Source organism: Magnetospirillum sp., from assembly GCA_027532905.1.
GTDB lineage: Bacteria > Pseudomonadota > Alphaproteobacteria > CACIAM-22H2 > CACIAM-22H2 > Tagaea.
On sequence record JAPZUA010000001.1, the window covers coordinates 1,078,512 to 1,093,459 of the forward strand.

Sequence of the window (14,948 nt, forward strand, 5' to 3'; positions counted from 1 at the left end):
GCATGACCATCGATCCTACGCTGCACAAACGCATCGGCATGCTCACGCCGTCTTCCAACACCGTGCTTGAGCCGGTGACCACGGCAATGCTTGCGGGCTTGCCGGACGTGACCGCCCATTTCGGGCGCTTCCGCGTGACTGAGATTTCGCTGTCGACGGCGGCGCTGGCGCAGTTCGACCTGCAGCCGATCCTCGATGCGGCCTTGCTGCTGGCCGATGCCAAGGTCGATGCCATCGTATGGAACGGCACGTCGTCGGGCTGGCTTGGCCTCGAGCGCGACCGCGATCTATGTGCGGCGATTACGGCGACGACGGGCGCCAAAACCGGCACCTCGGTGCTCGCCCTTGCCGAAATCCTGCGCAGCACCGGCGCCAAACGCATCGGCCTCGTGACCCCGTATCTCGACGAAATCCAGGACAAGATCGTCGCGAACTTCGCGGCCGAAGGCTTCGACTGCATCGCCGAGCGCCATCTGCGCGACCGCGGCAATTTCTCGTTTTCGCAGTATTCGGAAGCGACGATCGCCGATCTCGTGCGCGAGGTCGCGAAGGAAAAGCCAGATGCGATCGCGGTTTTCTGCACCAATATGCGCGGCGGCCCCATCGTCGAAGCGCTGGAGGCCGAGACCGGCATTCCGATCTACGACTCTGTTGCCACCGCCGTATGGGCAGGCCTGCGCGCGGCAGGTACTGCACCTGCCCGCGTGCAAGGCTGGGGTCGTTTGTTCCGCGAGGTACCGTAGATGTCGCAAGCCGCTGCGTTCGAAATGCACAAACATTTTTTGGCGACCGTGACGCCCTCGGGCAACACAGTCGTCGAGCGCGCGACCTTGGCGGTGCTGCGCAATTTCCCGAGCGTGTCGCCGCATTTTTCGCGCTCGCCCGTGTTCGGCGCATCCGACCCCTATCCGGACGCCTATGACTGGACGAACATGCTGCGCGCCGCCGAATTGCTCGGCCATGCGCGGCCCGGCGTGGTCGTGTGGAACGGCAGCAAGGGCGGTTCGGTCGGCATCGCGGTCGAACGCGAGTTGCGCACGCGGCTTGAAGCAAGCGCCAAATGCCCGGCGACCACGTCGTTATTCGCGACCATCGAAGCGCTCGGGCTGCTGGGTGCTTCGCGGCTTGCTTTCGTGACGCCCTATGGCGACGCCTACCAGGCCAAGGTCGAAAAGAATTTCGCGGAAATCGGCTTTGCGACCGTGGCGCGCGAAAACTCACGCATGGCCGACAATCTGAGCTATGCGAGCGTGCCGCTCGACGAAATCCGCGCACAGGCGCGCCGGGCGGCGGCGGCAAGGCCCGATGCGATCCTGGGCTGGTGCACGAACTATCCATCGGCCTGGGTCGCGGCCGAGATCGAGGCCGAAACCGGTATCCCGTTCCTCGACGCAACCACGATCGTGCTGTGGCAAGCGCTCAAAATGCTGGGTGTGGATCCGACGTCGGCTTCCCGCGACTGGGGCCGCGTCTTCGCGCTGTAGGCGCCCAAAAAAGCGCCGAATTTTTGCGCACGCGCGCGGCCGTGCCGTCGGCGATGCAAGCAGAATCGGCATCTGCGTGCCGTGGCATATCGCTTGCTTCGCATGCAGACGACCGCCGGTCTCCCCCCAAGACATCAGGTCGCCGTTCGGCACCCAAGCGGCTTTCGGCCGCCCGTCAACTTTTAAGGAGTCCGCCATGACCGTCCGCCATCTTCCCAAGCTCAGCCGCCGCAGCGTTCTGGCCGGTGCCGCCGCCCTGTCGGCCGGCAGCCTTGCAAGCCCGTCGGTGATCCGCGCGCAGACGCGCGAACTGGTCGTGGGTGCAGCCTCGAGCCAGCGCAGCTGGTCGGAAGAGATCATGATCCCGGCCTTCGAAAAGAAGCACAATGTGAAGGTCGTTTTCGAGGGTACCCGCTCGCTCGTCAATCTCGAGAAGATGCAGAAGAACAAGGACAAACAATATCTCTCGGTCGTGCAGATGGACGATCCGGTGATGATCTTGGCCGTGCGCGAAGGCCTGCTCGAGCCGATCACGGCCGCCAAAGTGCCCAACTCGGCGTCGCTGAAGCCCGGTGTGACGCACATGAACGGCATGTGGGTCAACTACCTGCAGCCGTGGGTCGGCATTGCCTACAACACAACCCGCATGGCCGCCCCCACGAGCTGGGCCGAGATCTACGATCCCAAATACAAAGGCCGCGTGATTCTGCCTTCGCTGCAGAACACCGAAGGTGTCATGAACCTGTTCTTGGCCTCGTTCCTCAAGACCGGCAAGCCGATGGCCGAAGCGCAGAAGGACATGGACTCCGCCTTCGCCAAGCTCAAAGAGATGAAGGCCAACATCCTGATGGCCTACACGCAGGAAGGCCAAGCCTACAATCTGCTCGAACAGGGCGAAGCCTTCATGGTGGCGGGTGCGATCTCCACGCTCGCCCTTGCACGCAAGGCAAAGGGTGCGCCGATCGAACTCGCCGCACCCAAAGAAGGCACCTTCTCGATGCCGTCGGGTATCGCACTCGTCAAAGGCGCACCGCTGCCCGAGCTGGGGGCTGCCTATGTCGACATGCTGCTGAGCCCGGAAATCCAGGCCAAGGTCACGGAAGCGACGTTTGCGCTGCCGACCAACCGCACGGTTCCTGCACCGGCCGGGTTGTCGAGCCTCATCGTGCATCCAGTCGACTGGGCCAACGTGTCGGAAAACCGTGCTGCATGGGTCGCGCGTTGGGATCGCGAGCTGTCGCTCTAGGGCCGCAGTGCCGAGCCGCGCGATGAGTGCGAGCGAAGCCTTTCTCGACATTCGCGGCGCCGAGAAATCCTTCGCGGGCAACCGCGTGCTCGGCGGCGTGGATTTTGGCGTGAACCGCGGCGAGTTCGTCTCGCTACTCGGACCTTCGGGCTGCGGCAAAACCACGCTGCTGCGCATCGTCGCAGGGCTGCTCGACGCCGATCGCGGCAGCGTGCGTCTGGCAGGCTCCGAGATCGGCAACCTGCCCACGCACAAGCGCGGCGTGGGTGTCGTCTTCCAGAACTACGCGCTGTTCCCGCATTTGTCGGTCGCCGACAATGTCGCGTTCGGCCTGCGCGCCCAGCGCCGGCCGCAGGCCGACATCGCACCCACGGTCGCGAAGTTTCTCGACCTCGTGCACCTGACCGAGATGGCGGCACGGCCCGTACGCGGGCTTTCGGGCGGCCAGCAGCAGCGCGTGGCGGTGGCGCGCGCGTTGGCGGTCGCCCCCAAATTACTGCTGCTCGACGAACCGTTTTCGGCCCTCGACCGCAAGCTGCGCGAGACGATGCAGATTGAACTCAAGCGGCTGCTGCGCGACGTCGGCATCACGACAGTGCTGGTCACGCACGACCAAGAAGAAGCGCTCGTCATGTCGGACCGCGTCGCGGTGATGAGCGGCGGTGCGATCGAACAATTCGACCGGCCGGACGCGATCTATCTGCGCCCCAAAACGCCGTTCGCTTTGGGCTTCGTCGGCCATTCGACGCGCATTGTCGGCAAAGCGGGCGCAAGTGCGAACGGCACGCTTGCAGTCGAAACGCCGGTCGGCCGCTTTTTTGCGGCCGCCAGTTTCATGGCGGGCGTGCCTGTGCTGCTCGCGATCCGGCCCGAGCGCATCCGCATCAACGCCGCCGAAACGGAAGCAAACACGCTCGACGCAAAACTGACCGAGCTTGTGTTCCAGGGCTCGAAAGTGCATCTGCATTTTGCGGCGGGCGAGGCGCAGACGCTGCTCGTGGAAGCCGCCCAGATCCCGCCCGACCTCGCGGTCGGCGACACGGCCCGCCTGTCCTGGTCGTACGACGACACGCTCATTTTCCCGCACGACGGCACGCCGCAATGATTGCGGCCCTCAAGAACCGGCTGGCACGCACGGATCGCATCGCGATCCTGGCCGTGCCGGCTCTCCTCTACATGGTCGCGATTTTTGCGATCCCGGTGGCGGGGCTGCTGTTGCGCAGTTTCAGCGGACCCGACGGATTCACGCTCGCGGGCTATGTTTCGTTTTTGAGCGACGCGTTCAACTGGCGCGTGATCGGCAACACGCTGCGCGTAGCGGCGATCACCACGCTGATCTGCCTTGCCATCGGCTACCCGACCGCCGTGGCGCTGTCGCGCGCACGCGGCTTCGTGCAGGTGGCCCTGCTCGTTGCGATCATCCTGCCTTTGTCGGTCGGCGTGATCGTCAAAGCCTTCGCCTGGCAGATCGTGCTGCGCCGCGACGGTATCGTCGCCAATATCCTGGTCGGCCTCGGCGTGTGGGACACGCCGAAACTGCTTCTGTTCACCGAAACGGGGCTGATCATCGGCGCGGCCAATCTGTTTTTGCCGTTCATGATCCTGCCGATCTATTCGGTGCTGAAACTCGTCGATCCGAACATCCAGGATGCGGCTGCGACACTCGGCGCTTCGCCCCTCTACCGCTTTTTCAAAGTGGCGTTGCCGCTGGCCATGCCCGGCATTGTGAGCGGGGCATCGATCGTCTTTTCGCTGGCCGTGTCGATGTACGTGATCCCGAGCCTGCTGATCGGCGACCGCTTCCAGACTTTGGCGACCCTCGTAGGCCGCTCGTTCTTGTTGATGCGCAATGAGCAACTCGGTGCCGTGACCGCAAGCGTGCTGCTGGCCCTCGCCCTTGCCATTGTCGCCTTCAGCACCTGGGCCGTGCGACGCAAGGGGGATTCGCGATGACGCTCGCCGAACGCAGCGCGACCGCGGTCGTCTGGACGATCGCCGGCGCGGTCACGATCTTCCTGATGACGCCGCTCGTCGTGACCGTGATCGTGTCGTTCGGCTCGAGCGCTGTTTTCACGCTGCCCCCGCCGGGCTGGTCGCTGCGCTGGTACGAGCGGCTTGCCAATCTGCGGGGGCTAAGCTCGGCCTTGGCGGTATCGTTCCAGGTCGGCCTGCTCGCGACCGCCGCATCGCTGCTGTTGGGCGGCATGGCGTCGATCGCGTTGGCACGCGGCCGTTTTGCAGGCCGCGAAGCGATCCTCGCGTTCCTGACCTCGCCCTTGATGCTGCCGGGCTTGGTGCTCGGCATCGCCTTGCTGCAAGGCCTGCGCTTTGCGGGATTGCGCGACGTGTGGACGAGCCTTGTGATCGCGCACGTGATCATCACCATGCCCTACGTCGTGCGCACGCTCTATTCGGCGCTGACGCTGTTCGACTTCTCGCTCGTCGATGCGGCGCGCACGCTGGGCTGCTCGTATCCGGCCGCGATCGGGCGGGTGCTGCTGCCCAATCTCGCCCCGGCTTTCGTAACGTCGGGAATATTCGCTTTTCTCGCGTCGATGGACAATTATGCGATCTCGATCTTCTTCACCAATGCCTGGACAAAGACATTGCCCATCCAGATGCTCAACTATGTCGAAGAGCAGCCCGACCCGACCATCGCAGCGATTTCGTCGCTGCTGATCGGCCTCGTGCTCGTACTGCTCTTGATCTGCGAGCGCGTGGTGGGCCTGCGCCGTCTAGCCGAGATCTAAAGCAAATCCGATGCAGCTTCCCGAACACGACCGCGATTTTCGCGGGCACGCCGGCCTCTCGCCGATCCGCCATTGGCCCAATGGTGCCACGCTTGCCGTGTCGGTCGTCGTCAATGTCGAGGAAGGGGCGGAGCTTTCGCGCGGCATGGGCGACGAAGCCAACGAATTCATCTACGAGGCGGTCGAGCGCGTCGAAGGCCAGCGCGATCTGTGCATGGAATCGCACTTCGAATACGGCACGCGCGCAGGCTGGCCGCGTCTGCGCAGCGTGCTGCGCCAATACGGCGTGCGCGCGACGATGAGCTGCAACGGCCGCGCCGTGGCCTTGTCGCCGTGGTTGGCGCAAGAAGCCGTTGCCGACGGACACGAAATCTCAGCGCATGGCTGGCGCTGGGAGCGGCATGTGGCGATGGACGAGGCCCACGAGCGCAACGTGATCGTCGCCACGGTCGACGCATTGCAGGCGGCGAGCGGAACGCCCACCGTCGGTTGGCACACGCGCTCGGCGACCTCGATCAACACGCGCCGCCTGCTCGTCGAGCATGGCGGCTTCCTCTACGATTCGAACGCCTACAACGACGATCTGCCCTATGCGGTAACGATGCTCGGCAAATCGCACATCGTGCTGCCCTATTCGTTCGACACGAACGACATGCGCTTCAACAACAATGGCGGCTTCGTACAGGCAGGCGACTTTGCGACCTACTGCATCGGCGCGTTCGACCGGCTCTTGGCCGAAAGTGCGACGCAGCCGCGCATGCTGTCGGTGGGGCTGCATTTGCGCATCATCGGCAAACCTGCGCGCATCGGCGGGCTCGAAAGATTCTTGGCCCACGCGTGCGGCAAGCCGGGCGTGTGGTTCGCGCGCCGCGACGAGATCGCGCATGCGTGGCGCCAAGCAACGGGCCTCGGGCCTTGGCAGGCGCGCGGCTAGGCCGCGCAAAGGGCAGCGTCGCGCCGAGCCCGTGAACAGACGTTCAGGGGCTCGGGCCCTTTCAACCCCATTTCATTTCGCCTGTCGCCACCTTGGAACCGATATCGAGCGCAATGCCCATGCCCAGGCCGCTGAAGCGCGCTTCCATCGCCGCCTTGAGTGCGGCGGCATTCGCAGCGCGCGCCAGTTCCTCCTCGAACGCGGTCAGATAGGCGAGGGTGAATGCGATGGCGGAGCCGTCCGTCGCCGCTGCCGTCGCCATATGGCCAGGCACGACGATCGCGGGCTTGCGCGCGGAGAGCTTTTCCAGATTGGCGCGCCAGCTTGCGCGCTGCGTCTTTTCGGGCGTGTCGGCGGTCCAGACATGGACTCCGGCGAAGATCAACACGCCGCCAAAAACGGCGTTTAGATCCGGCACGAAAAGCGTGCGCCGGTTGGCAAGCTCGTCGGCGGCAACAATCTCGACGGCCGCGCCGTCGACATGCAACGTGGCGCCGTCGAAGCTGTCGGGGATTACGATGTCCGCAAGCGACTGTGGGCCGTTGTCCTTGAGTTGCGGGCCCCACACGGCCAGCTTCTTTTCCACGTTGCCGCGGATCGCGGCGATCGTCGCCGACGCGGCGAGCACGCGCGCATTCGGGAAAGCCGTCGTGATTGGTTTCAGGCTGAAGTAATAGTCGGGGTCAGACTGGCTGACATAGATGGTCGTCAGGGTCTTGCCGGTGGCACGGATCGCCTCGACGACCTTCCGGCCGTCCGAATAGGTGAAACCACCGTCGATCAACATGGCTTCCGAGCCGCCGCTGAGCAGCACCGGCGCACGGTAGAAACCGGTTTCGCCGGCGGGCAAGTGTCGCCAGGCGAGGCGGCCCGCTGCCATGGCAAATCCGGCAGAGGTCGCGGCGAGCGCTCCAGCTGCGGCTTTCATAACGTTTCTCCTCGTAAGCATGGTGTTCTCCCAGTTGGACAAAAAAAGAGGGCGTGAAATCAAGCCGCCTTGAGCAGGGCGATCAACGCTTCGGCGTCGCCGAACAGGGCGGCGCCCGGCACCGGTCGGCACGTTTCTCCGATACCGGCGATCAATCTCGGCACGCCGGTGACGCCAAAGCTGCGCATTGCCGTTTGGCCTTTTTGGATATGGGATTTGCCGGCCACGACCAGCGCGTCATCCGGCTTCTGCAGCCTTTCGGCAGCTTCCACGAGACTCAGAGAACGGAGGATCGCGTTGAGAACGGCAAAATCCGTGATGTCGCGCCCGTCGACGTAGCGTGCCGCCTGAATCGCCCGTAGCGCCTCCAGTTGCCGATCCGGTGCTATAAGGGCGACGGCGGTCAGCGCCAGCGTCGCCGGGCCGGAATCGAACCGCGTGCCAGGTTTCTCCAAGACATGCCGACGATAGGCTTCGCTGAAAATCTGCCCCGTCAATCGAGCGATACGTTCGTCGTTGCTCCATGCAAAGGCTGCGAAGCCGGAATCCATCGGCCGGGCACCTTCGCCGGCGAACAGGCCGGTCGGCAAAACTTCAATGGCAAGATCGCCATCGGCGGCGAGCCGTTCCAACATTGGCGCGGCGCCGTAGCACCAGCCGCATAGCGGGTCGAACAAATAAGTGGCGTGTGTGCGCTTGGTCATGCCGCATCTCCTTGATGCCAGCATTTGCCACACGATTATTGACTATAGAAGACAAACAAAGAATACAGACTGTATGGTATTTCAATACAATTTCTTTGGAGGCGATCATTCGCACGATAAACCTTAACCGCCTTTCCTATTTCGCCGCCGTGGTCGATACGGGGTCGTTTACGCGCGCCGCCGAAAGGCTCGGTATCACCAAGGCGGTGGTCAGCCAGCAAGTCGCCCAGTTGGAGCGCGACCTGCGGACGAGCCTGCTCGTCCGCACTACCCGGCGGGTCCATCCGACGGAAGCCGGCCGCCTGTTGCATGCGCGCTGTCTGCTGATACTGCGCGAGGCCGAGACGGCCGTCGACGAATTGGCCCAGACGGTGGCCCAGCCGAGCGGAGTCCTGCGCATCACAGCGCCGAACGACTATGGCACTGCGATCGTCGTGCCGGTGGTGACGTCGTTCACCACGCGCTATCCGGACTGTCAGGTTGAACTAACGCTCGGCGACGCGCTGCTCGATCTGGCGAATGGCCGTATCGATATGGCCATTCGTGTTGGCTGGCTTGCGGATTCGAGTCTGTCGGCCCGGCGGATAGGCGGTTTCAGGCAATTGCTCGTTGGCGGCGGGGCGCTTGCCGATCGGGCAGCGGCGGTGCGAGACCCCAAGCAGTTGGCTGAGCTGCCCTTCATCGCCAATATGGCTTTGCGCGAGCCGCTGACCTGGACCCTATCGCGCCCTGCGGGCAAACAGCAGACAGTTCGAATGCGCGCCAGCGTCGCCATCGATACGACTCCGGGCGTGCTGGCGGCGGTTCTCGAGGGCGGCGGGCTGTCGGTGCTGCCCGACTATCTTGTCGCAGCCGATCTGGCGGCGGGCCGACTGCGCCATATTCTGCCCGAATGGCAGCTCCCGTCCGGCGGCGTATACACGGTCTATCCGGCGACAAGATTTCGCCCGCGCAAAGTGACCGCCTTTGTCGATATGCTGCTGGCGGCCACCCGGACTGCGCCGTCCCAGGATGCGCATTTGCGCATACCCTGAGTGTGTGCGGCAAAAGAGCGGAATCGAAGACGCGGCCGGAGCCCCGCTCGACGGCATTTCGCGCGGTGTGCTCGAAGGATCGAGAGGAAAGATATTGGCGCGCCCGGCGCGACTCGAACGCGCGACCTTCAGCTTCGGAGGCTGACACTCTATCCAACTGAGCTACGGGCGCTCACCAATTCGGGCCGGAACCTAGCGCATGCCCTGCGGCTTTGCAAATCCGCGCCAAACGCGGTGCACGAGGGCCAAGCCCAGGGCGGCGGCCTGCGCATAAAGCTCGGTGCGGTCGAGCCGCACGGCCAGCGCAAAATGCAGCCAGCCCAACAGGGAAGCCGGATAGACCAAAAGATGCAGCTGGCGCCAACGCGGCATTCCCAGCCACGCGCGCGAGGCCCCGTTCGAGGTGGCCGCGAGCGGCACCATCAGCAAAGTGGCGGCCAAGCCCAGTGCGAGAAAAAGACGCAGCAGTTCCTCGAACAAAAACGGCCAATCGAACCCGTATTGGCGGGTCCAGAAGTACAGATGGGCAAACGCATAGAGGGCACCGCCGAGCCCAAAGGCGCGCCGCCATGGCTCGATCGGCGCCAACAGTCGAAAGCTCAGCAGCGGCGAAATGAGCAGCGCCAGCACGGTAAAGCGCATCGCCCACAAGCCGGTTTCGCGCACGGCCAAGCGCCAGGGCGAGGCGGCGTAGCTGCCGTCGAGCAAGCCCGCCGCCAGCAGCACGGCCGGGGCCGCCGCCATCGCCCAACCGGCGGCGGCGACCGGCTTCATCGCGGCGGGACCCGCGCGAGGATCCAGGCGGCGACGTCGTCATGCACGCGCGCGCGCGCCTGGTCGCGCAGCAGCATGTGGTAGCCGCTCGGATATTCGATTGCCTGCCGGTCGGCGGGCGGGGCGGGCGGCAGGCTTGCGAGCATCTGCGCCATCGGATCGCCCGGCACCAGCGTGTCGCGCGCACCCACCAGCACCAGCAGCGGCGCCTCGAGCTTGGGGGCTACAGCGCTTGCCTCGTCCATCAGATCGACAAGGCCCTTGAGCGCATCGACGCGCGTGCGCTTCAAGAACAGCGGATCGCGCGCCAATTCGCGCATCATCGCCACATTGTCGGACGGCACGATGCCCTGCACTTCGACGCGCGGCGCAAATCCCGGCACCGTGCGGTAGAGCAGCCACAGCCCGCCGCGTTCGAACCAGGTGAGGCTCGCCCGGCTGCGCACGGCGGGGGCCACGAGCACAGTGCCGGGTGCGCCCGGAATCGCCCCGCGCGCAATGGCCGCCATCGCGACCGCCCCGCCCATGCTTTCGCCGGCCACGAAAATCGGCACGCCCGCATGGCGCGCCGCAACGAGGGCATGCACGCTTGCAAGGTCGGCGACCAACGCGTCGCTGCCGGCCCAAATGCCGGGTTGGGGCGCGCGCCCGAAGCCGCGCTGGTCGTAGGCGTAAAGCGCAATGCCGCGCGCAGCCCAAGCTTGGGCCGGCATGTCCCACGCGCGCGAATGGTCGTTGAAACCGTGCAACGCGACGATTACGGCGCGCGTTTGCGCCGCATCTTCCGGCTGCCAGCGGCGATAGGGCAGCACGGCCCCGTCTTCGACGACAAACGCGTCGGCCCGCATCTCGGGCGCTTGCACGGCCGCCCCGCGCGGATTGAGTTGCGAGGTGCACGCCCCCAGAAAAAACGCAAGCATCGCCGCAGCAACCGCTTGGTTAGGCCGCATCGCTGGCCTGGCGATCGTTGCTCTTGCGGACCAATTGCAGGAAAAGATCTTCAAGATCGCTCTCGCGCGTCGCAAGGTCGACGATGCCGAGCCCGCTGCCATGCACGGCCGCAAGCAACTCCTCGACGCGCGCCGCACTCGGCCGATAGCGCAGTTGCAGCGTGCGCGCATCGAGCCGCGTTACGCCCAAGGCCGCAAGCCGTGCCGGCAGTTCGCCCAGATCGCAATCGACGACGATGCGCAATTCCTTGGCATCGAGGCGCGCAAGCAGCGCTTGCTTGGTGTCGCATGCCACGAGCCTGCCGCGATCGATGATCGCGATGCGGTCGCACAATTCTTCGGCTTCCTGCAGATAGTGCGTGGTCAGCACCACCGTGGTGCCGCCTTGGTTGAGTTCGCGCACATAGGCCCACAGGCTTTGGCGCAATTCGATGTCCACACCCGCCGTCGGCTCGTCGAGCACCAGCACAGGCGGGGAATGAACAAGCGCTTTGGCGACCAGCAGGCGCCGGCGCATGCCGCCCGACAGCGTGCGCGCATAGGCGTCCGCCTTGTCCGCCAACCCGACGGCCGCGAGGATTTCCATCGTGCGGCGTTCGGGCTTCGGCACGCCGTAGAGCCCGGCCTGCAGATCGAGCAGTTCGCGCGGCGTGAAAAACGCGTCCATATTGAGTTCTTGCGGCACAACGCCGATGGCGGCACGCGAGGCGCGTGCGTCGCGGTCGATATCGATGTCCCAAATGCGCGCGATCCCGGACGTTTTGTTGACGAGGCCGGCCAGAATGTTGATCAGCGTCGACTTGCCCGCCCCGTTGGGGCCGAGCAGGCCGAAAATGCCACCGCGCGGCACGGCAAGGTCGATGCCGTCGAGGGCGACTTTCGCGGGCATGGCGCCGCGCGGCGCGTAGACTTTGCGCAAACCGATCGTCTCGATCGCGTTGATGGGCGCGTTGTCCGGCAGTTTTGCTTGGTCGCTCATGCAGCGTTTGCTAGCACCCCTGTGCCCGCAGGGTCAAACACGGGGCCCCTTGGGCGGAATCGTTGCATCGGCGGCGCCAATCGGTATCATCCGCGCCATCCGCCCCCCGAGACGGCGAAGAGGAATACCATGACGGCACCCGCCAACCCCATCGACGCCCCCGAAACCATCGAGGTCGAAAGCACCATTGTGCCGTGCGACGGCGGCGGCGGCGCACTCGGCCATCCGCGCGTCTATCTCACGATGGGCGCCAACGACTATGTCGAATGCGGCTATTGCGACCGCAAATACGTGCTGAAGCCGGGCAGTCCGCGCGGCGGCCACTGATGGCCGCACGGCTCTGCCTGGTCGACGGATCGGGCTTCATCTTCCGCGCCTACCACGCACTGCCGCCGCTCACGCGCGGCGACGGCACGCCCGTGGGTGCGGTGATGGGTTTCTGCAACATGGTGGCCCGCCTCATCGAAACCCATGCGGGCGACCGCATCGCGATCGTTTTCGACACCGCGCGCGTGAGCTTCCGCAACGAATTCTATCCCGAATACAAGGCCCACCGCCCCGATCCGCCCGAAGATCTCAAGCCGCAATTCGCGATCGTGCGCGAAGCAACGCGCGCGTTCGATCTGCCGGCGATCGAGCTTGCGGGCTTCGAGGCCGACGACCTCATCGCGACCTATGCGCGGCTGGCGCGCGAGGCGGGCGAAGAGGTCGTGATTGTGAGTTCCGACAAGGACCTCATGCAGCTCGTGCGGCCCGGTGTGGCCATGCTCGATCCCATCAAGCAGAAGACGATCGGAGAGGCCGAAGTCTTCGACAAATTCGGCGTGAAGCCGGACCGCGTGGTGGACGTGCAGGCCCTTGCCGGCGATTCGACCGACAATGTGCCGGGCGTGCCGGGGATCGGCGTCAAAACGGCGGCCGAACTCATCAATCTTTACGGCGATCTCGAAACGCTGCTCGCACGCGCGGGCGAAATCAAGCAGCCCAAAAGGCGCGAAAGCCTGCTTGCCAATGCCGAGCTTGCGCGCGTGTCGCGCCGCTTGGTGCTGCTGCGCGACGATGCACCGGTACCCGTCCCGCTTGCCGAGCTCACGCTCAAAACGCCCGATCCCGAAAAGCTTCGCACATTCTTGAGCGCGCAGGGTTTCCGCAGCCTGCTCGGCCGCCTCGATGCGCTGGCGAGTGCGCCGCGCGGCACATCTTCGGCCGCCGCACCCGCCGCCGTCTCCGCCCCGGTACCGACACCGACCGCCCCGGCATCCGACATCGAACAGCGCTACACGCTCGTGCGCGATGCGGCCACGCTCGAAGCGTGGGTTGCGCGCGCGCGCGCCGCCGGTATCTGCGCGATCGACACCGAGACGACGTCGCTCGATGCGCGCAACGCCAAGCTCGTCGGCGTGTCGCTTGCGATCGAACCCGGCGAGGCCTGCTACATCCCGGTGGGCCACGTGGCCCCCGGCACGCAAGCCGCCGTGGGTGGGCTCGACTTTGCCGGCAGCATTCAACGCGTCGAGGACCAGATCGCGCTCGAAGATGCCGTGCGCATTCTGGGGGCGCTGCTCGCCGATCCAGCCACGCTGAAGATCGGCCATAATTTCAAATACGATCTGCATGTGTTTGCCGGCTGCGGCCTCACGCGAGTCGCCAGCATCGACGATACGATGCTGATCTCCTACGTGCTCGAAGGCGGGCGCCACGGCCACGGCATGGACGAGTTGGCGGCCTTGCATCTCGGCTACAAGACGATCAGCTACGACGAAGTCACGGGCACGGGCAAAGCGCGCATCTCGTTTGCCGAGGTGCCGCTCGACAAGGCGCTCGCCTATGCCGCCGAAGACGCCGACATCACGCTACGCCTGCATCGTGCCTTGAAACCACGCTTGGCCGAGCAAGGATTGCTGACCGTCTACGAAACGATCGAGCGGCCCTTGATCGCCCCCGTCGTGGCGATGGAAGAAGCCGGGATCGGGGTCGACCGTGCGGCCTTGCAGCGCCTCTCCAACGAGTTCGCATTGCGCTTGGCCGAGCTCGAAAAAAAGATCCATGCGCTCGCAGGCCACCCGTTCAATGTCGGCAGCCCGGCCCAGCTCGGCAAGGTGATGTTCGACGAATTGGGCTTGAGCCTGCCCGACGGCAAACAGCCCGCCAAGACCAAGACCGGTGCTTACGCAACCGGCGCCGATGTGCTCGACGATCTTGCCGCACTCGGCCACGAACTGCCGCAGGCGGTTCTCGATTGGCGCCAGCTCGCCAAGCTCAAATCGACCTATACCGACGCGCTCGGCCACGCGATCGACGCCAAAACCGAGCGCGTGCATACGAGCTTTGCGCTGGCCTCGACCTCGACCGGGCGGCTGTCCTCGTCCGATCCCAATCTGCAGAACATTCCGGTGCGCAACGAAGAGGGCCGCAAGATTCGCGAAGCCTTCGTGCCCGCCCCCGGCACGGTGCTGCTGTCCTTCGACTATTCGCAGATCGAACTGCGCCTGCTGGCCCACGTCGCCGACATCGCCTCGCTCAAGGAGGCGTTCGCCAAAGGCCAGGACATCCACGCTACGACCGCGTCCGAAATGTTCGGCGTCCCGCTCGACAAGATGGACAAGGAAACGCGGCGACGCGCCAAGGCGATCAATTTCGGCATCATCTACGGTATCTCCGCCTTTGGCCTCGCGCGCCAACTGGGATTGCCGCAGGGCGAAGCGCGCGCCTATATCGAGGCCTATTTCAAACGCTATCCCGGCATTCGCGCCTATATGGACCGCACCAAAAAAGAAGCGCATCAGCACGGCTACGTGGCGACCTTGTTCGGACGCCGCATCTGGCTGCCCGAGATCGGCTCCAAGAACCCGGCCATGCGCGCCTTTGCCGAGCGTGCGGCCATCAATGCGCCGATCCAAGGCGGCGCGGCCGACATCATCAAGCGCGCGATGATCAGGGTCCCGGACGCGCTTGCGCAGCACAAGCTCGCCGCCAAGCTTTTGTTGCAGGTCCATGACGAATTGCTGTTCGAAGTGGCCCCCGGCGACCTCGAGCGCACGGTTGAAATCGTCAAGCCCTTGATGGAAAAGGCCGCCGAGCCGCGCCTGACGCTGTCGGTGAAGCTGCAAGTGGATTGGGGCCAGGGCCCCAATTGGTCGGCCGCCCACTGAACCCTGCGCAGGC

Annotated in this window: 15 protein-coding genes and 1 tRNA gene; 10 read left to right on the forward strand and 6 right to left on the reverse strand. The window is 64.9% G+C overall.

Annotation, left to right across the window (positions count from 1 at the left end; genetic code table 11):
• Positions 1-2: 2 nt before the first annotated feature.
• From O9320_05240 to O9320_05270, 7 genes are all read left to right on the forward strand, one after another.
• Entirely contained in the window at positions 3-743 is a 741-nt protein-coding gene (locus O9320_05240; GenBank protein ID MCZ8310236.1) for an aspartate/glutamate racemase family protein, read from the forward strand.
• A complete protein-coding gene (locus O9320_05245; GenBank protein MCZ8310237.1) occupies positions 744-1,484 on the forward strand; it encodes an aspartate/glutamate racemase family protein in 741 nt (246 codons plus the stop codon).
• Positions 1,485-1,680: 196 nt separating this feature from the next.
• Positions 1,681-2,730 carry an ABC transporter substrate-binding protein gene (locus O9320_05250; GenBank protein MCZ8310238.1) on the forward strand — a complete coding sequence of 350 codons (1,050 nt, stop codon included), beginning with the start codon at positions 1,681-1,683 and terminating at the stop codon, positions 2,728-2,730.
• 22 nt (positions 2,731-2,752) lie between these two features.
• Positions 2,753-3,835, forward strand: coding sequence for an ABC transporter ATP-binding protein (locus tag O9320_05255; GenBank protein ID MCZ8310239.1), 1,083 nt, complete (start codon positions 2,753-2,755; stop codon positions 3,833-3,835).
• A complete protein-coding gene (locus O9320_05260) occupies positions 3,832-4,683 on the forward strand; it encodes an ABC transporter permease (protein ID MCZ8310240.1) in 852 nt (283 codons plus the stop codon). Before O9320_05255 ends, O9320_05260 begins: the two co-directional genes overlap by 4 nt.
• Positions 4,680-5,480, forward strand: coding sequence for an ABC transporter permease (locus O9320_05265; protein MCZ8310241.1), 801 nt, complete (start codon positions 4,680-4,682; stop codon positions 5,478-5,480). Before O9320_05260 ends, O9320_05265 begins: the two co-directional genes overlap by 4 nt.
• Before the next feature lie 10 nt (positions 5,481-5,490).
• Positions 5,491-6,414 carry a polysaccharide deacetylase family protein gene (locus tag O9320_05270; protein ID MCZ8310242.1) on the forward strand — a complete coding sequence of 308 codons (924 nt, stop codon included), beginning with the start codon at positions 5,491-5,493 and terminating at the stop codon, positions 6,412-6,414.
• Positions 6,415-6,475: 61 nt separating this feature from the next.
• On the opposite strand, the gene O9320_05275 is transcribed toward O9320_05270, so the two are convergent.
• Both O9320_05275 and O9320_05280 read right to left on the reverse strand, forming a co-directional pair.
• A complete protein-coding gene (locus tag O9320_05275) occupies positions 6,476-7,474 on the reverse strand; it encodes an MBL fold metallo-hydrolase (protein MCZ8310243.1) in 999 nt (332 codons plus the stop codon).
• Positions 7,402-8,046, reverse strand: coding sequence for a DsbA family protein (locus O9320_05280; GenBank protein MCZ8310244.1), 645 nt, complete (start codon positions 8,044-8,046; stop codon positions 7,402-7,404). The genes O9320_05275 and O9320_05280 overlap by 73 nt, the downstream gene beginning before the upstream one ends.
• Before the next feature lie 95 nt (positions 8,047-8,141).
• Between O9320_05280 and O9320_05285 the strand changes: the two genes are divergently transcribed.
• Complete coding sequence (locus O9320_05285) at positions 8,142-9,080, forward strand: LysR family transcriptional regulator (GenBank protein MCZ8310245.1); 939 nt, start codon at positions 8,142-8,144, stop codon at positions 9,078-9,080.
• Between the two features lie 95 nt (positions 9,081-9,175).
• Here O9320_05285 and O9320_05290 read toward each other — a convergent pair.
• From O9320_05290 to O9320_05305, 4 genes are all read right to left on the reverse strand, one after another.
• Positions 9,176-9,252: transfer RNA gene (locus O9320_05290), tRNA-Arg, on the reverse strand.
• 20 nt (positions 9,253-9,272) lie between these two features.
• Entirely contained in the window at positions 9,273-9,854 is a 582-nt protein-coding gene (locus O9320_05295) for a ferric reductase-like transmembrane domain-containing protein (protein ID MCZ8310246.1), read from the reverse strand.
• Complete coding sequence (locus O9320_05300; protein ID MCZ8310247.1) at positions 9,851-10,804, reverse strand: lysophospholipase; 954 nt, start codon at positions 10,802-10,804, stop codon at positions 9,851-9,853. The genes O9320_05295 and O9320_05300 overlap by 4 nt, the downstream gene beginning before the upstream one ends.
• Positions 10,794-11,783, reverse strand: coding sequence for an ABC transporter ATP-binding protein (locus tag O9320_05305; GenBank protein MCZ8310248.1), 990 nt, complete (start codon positions 11,781-11,783; stop codon positions 10,794-10,796). Before O9320_05305 ends, O9320_05300 begins: the two co-directional genes overlap by 11 nt.
• A 129-nt stretch (positions 11,784-11,912) precedes the next feature.
• On the opposite strand from O9320_05305, the gene O9320_05310 reads away from it, so the two are divergent.
• On the forward strand, positions 11,913-12,110 hold the full coding sequence (locus tag O9320_05310; GenBank protein ID MCZ8310249.1) for a zinc-finger domain-containing protein: 198 nt from the start codon (positions 11,913-11,915) through the stop codon (positions 12,108-12,110).
• Positions 12,110-14,935 (forward strand): DNA polymerase I, encoded by a 2,826-nt coding sequence (gene polA / locus O9320_05315; GenBank protein ID MCZ8310250.1) that lies wholly within the window; start codon positions 12,110-12,112, stop codon positions 14,933-14,935. Before O9320_05310 ends, polA begins: the two co-directional genes overlap by 1 nt.
• The last annotated feature ends 13 nt before the right edge of the window (positions 14,936-14,948 follow it).

What these genes read in the sequence shown, in the direction of transcription:
- O9320_05260 (MCZ8310240.1), top strand. Translation starts at nt 3,832, where the DNA reads ATGATTGCGGCCCTCAAGAACCGGCTGGCACGCACGGATCGCATCGCG.
- O9320_05280 (MCZ8310244.1), bottom strand. Translation starts at nt 8,046, where the DNA reads ATGACCAAGCGCACACACGCCACTTATTTGTTCGACCCGCTATGCGGC.
- O9320_05270 (MCZ8310242.1), top strand. Translation starts at nt 5,491, where the DNA reads ATGCAGCTTCCCGAACACGACCGCGATTTTCGCGGGCACGCCGGCCTC.
- O9320_05245 (MCZ8310237.1), top strand. Translation starts at nt 744, where the DNA reads ATGTCGCAAGCCGCTGCGTTCGAAATGCACAAACATTTTTTGGCGACC.
- O9320_05240 (MCZ8310236.1), top strand. Translation starts at nt 3, where the DNA reads ATGACCATCGATCCTACGCTGCACAAACGCATCGGCATGCTCACGCCG.
- O9320_05295 (MCZ8310246.1), bottom strand. Translation starts at nt 9,854, where the DNA reads ATGAAGCCGGTCGCCGCCGCCGGTTGGGCGATGGCGGCGGCCCCGGCC.
- O9320_05250 (MCZ8310238.1), top strand. Translation starts at nt 1,681, where the DNA reads ATGACCGTCCGCCATCTTCCCAAGCTCAGCCGCCGCAGCGTTCTGGCC.
- O9320_05300 (MCZ8310247.1), bottom strand. Translation starts at nt 10,804, where the DNA reads ATGCGGCCTAACCAAGCGGTTGCTGCGGCGATGCTTGCGTTTTTTCTG.
- O9320_05310 (MCZ8310249.1), top strand. Translation starts at nt 11,913, where the DNA reads ATGACGGCACCCGCCAACCCCATCGACGCCCCCGAAACCATCGAGGTC.
- O9320_05265 (MCZ8310241.1), top strand. Translation starts at nt 4,680, where the DNA reads ATGACGCTCGCCGAACGCAGCGCGACCGCGGTCGTCTGGACGATCGCC.
- O9320_05255 (MCZ8310239.1), top strand. Translation starts at nt 2,753, where the DNA reads ATGAGTGCGAGCGAAGCCTTTCTCGACATTCGCGGCGCCGAGAAATCC.
- O9320_05305 (MCZ8310248.1), bottom strand. Translation starts at nt 11,783, where the DNA reads ATGAGCGACCAAGCAAAACTGCCGGACAACGCGCCCATCAACGCGATC.
- polA (MCZ8310250.1), top strand. Translation starts at nt 12,110, where the DNA reads ATGGCCGCACGGCTCTGCCTGGTCGACGGATCGGGCTTCATCTTCCGC.